This is a genomic window from Flavimobilis rhizosphaerae (genome assembly GCF_014852685.1).
Lineage (GTDB): Bacteria > Actinomycetota > Actinomycetes > Actinomycetales > Cellulomonadaceae > Flavimobilis > Flavimobilis rhizosphaerae.
The window spans coordinates 1-2367 of record NZ_JACZDF010000017.1; the positions used below are offsets into that span (position 1 = coordinate 1).

1 rRNA gene is annotated in these 2367 nt (G+C 57.7%); it reads left to right on the forward strand.

The features are described from left to right. A 23S ribosomal RNA gene (locus tag IGS67_RS13555) occupies window positions 1-2367 on the forward strand; the annotation flags it as partial.

The window sequence follows — 2367 nt, forward strand, 5'->3', positions numbered from 1 at the left end:
AAAAGTACCCCGGGAGGGGAGTGAAATAGTACCTGAAACCGTGTGCTTACAAACCGTGGGAGCCTCCTTAGCAGGGGTGACCGCGTGCCTTTTGAAGAATGAGCCTGCGAGTTAGTGCTCAGTGGCGAGGTTAACCCGTGTGGGGAAGCCGTAGCGAAAGCGAGTCCGAATAGGGCGCATGAGTCGCTGGGTCTAGACCCGAAGCGGAGTGATCTACCCATGGCCAGGTTGAAGCGCGGGTAAGACCGCGTGGAGGACCGAACCCACCTAGGTTGAAAACTGGGGGGATGAGCTGTGGGTAGGGGTGAAAGGCCAATCAAACTCCGTGATAGCTGGTTCTCCCCGAAATGCATTTAGGTGCAGCGTCACGCGTTCCTTGCCGGAGGTAGAGCTACTGGATGGCCGATGGGCCTCACCAGGTTACTGACGTCAGCCAAACTCCGAATGCCGGCAAGCCAGAGCGTGGCAGTGAGACTGCGGGGGATAAGCTCCGTAGTCGAGAGGGAAACAGCCCAGACCACCAGCTAAGGCCCCTAAGCGTGTGCTAAGTGGGAAAGGATGTGGAGTTGCACAGACAACCAGGAGGTTGGCTTAGAAGCAGCCACCCTTGAAAGAGTGCGTAATAGCTCACTGGTCAAGTGATTCCGCGCCGACAATGTAGCGGGGCTCAAGTACACCGCCGAAGCTGTGGCATTCACACATTTGCTAGGCCTTCGTGGTCCAGGCGTGTGGATGGGTAGGGGAGCGTCGTGTGGGCGTTGAAGCCGCGGGGGAACCCAGTGGTGGAGCCTACACGAGTGAGAATGCAGGCATGAGTAGCGAATGACGGGTGAGAATCCCGTCCGCCGAATGACCAAGGGTTCCAGGGCCAGGTTCATCCTCCCTGGGTTAGTCGGGACCTAAGGCGAGGCCGACAGGCGTAGTCGATGGACAACGGGTTGATATTCCCGTACCGGCGAAGAGCCGCCAAGATCGAATCCGGTGATGCTAAACGCCCGATCCGGCACCATGTTCCCTTCGGGGGACCGGTGCTCCGGTGAGGCCGTGAACCAATCCGGTAGTAGGTCAGCGCGAGGGGTGACGCAGGAAGGTAGTCGAAGCACGGCGATGGTAGACCGTGTCCAAGGCTGTAGGGCGAACGGTAGGCAAATCCGCCGTTCATGTGCCTGAGAGCTGACGGGGACCGTAAAGGGAAGTCGATGATCCTATGCTGCCTAGAAAAACCTCGGCGCGAGGCTTGAGCCGCCCGTACCCTAAACCGACTCAGGTGGTCAGGTAGAGAATACTAAGGCGACGAGAGAATCGTGGTTAAGGAACTCGGCAAAATGCCCCCGTAACTTCGGGAGAAGGGGGGCCTGAGGCGTGAACCTGCTTGCCAGGGGAGCGTTTGAGGGCCGCAGAGACCAGGGGGAAGCGACTGTTTACTAAAAACACAGGTCCGTGCGAAGTCGCAAGACGATGTATACGGACTGACGCCTGCCCGGTGCTGGAAGGTTAAGAGGACCGGTTAGCTCTTCGGAGCGAAGCTGAGAATTTAAGCCCCAGTAAACGGCGGTGGTAACTATAACCATCCTAAGGTAGCGAAATTCCTTGTCGGGTAAGTTCCGACCTGCACGAATGGCGTAACGACTTCCCCGCTGTCTCAACCGCGAACTCGGCGAAATTGCAGTACGAGTAAAGATGCTCGTTACGCGCAGCAGGACGGAAAGACCCCGGGACCTTTACTATAGCTTGGTATTGGTGTTCGGTGCGGCTTGTGTAGGATAGGTGGGAGACTGTGAAGCCGGCACGCCAGTGTCGGTGGAGTCATCGTTGAAATACCACTCTGGTCGCTCTGGATACCTAACCTCGGTCCGTGATCCGGATCAGGGACAGTGCCTGGTGGGTAGTTTAACTGGGGCGGTTGCCTCCTAAAATGTAACGGAGGCGCTCAAAGGTTCCCTCAGCCTGGTTGGCAATCAGGTGTCGAGTGCAAGTGCACAAGGGAGCTTGACTGTGAGACTGACAGGTCGAGCAGGGACGAAAGTCGGAACTAGTGATCCGGCGGTGGCTTGTGGAAGCGCCGTCGCTCAACGGATAAAAGGTACCCCGGGGATAACAGGCTGATCTTGCCCAAGAGTCCATATCGACGGCATGGTTTGGCACCTCGATGTCGGCTCGTCGCATCCTGGGGCTGGAGTAGGTCCCAAGGGTTGGGCTGTTCGCCCATTAAAGCGGTACGCGAGCTGGGTTTAGAACGTCGTGAGACAGTTCGGTCCCTATCCGCTGCGCGCGTTGGAAATTTGAGAAGACCTGTCCCTAGTACGAGAGGACCGGGACGGACTAACCTCTGGTGTGCCAGTTGTTCCGCCAGGAGCACGGCTGGTT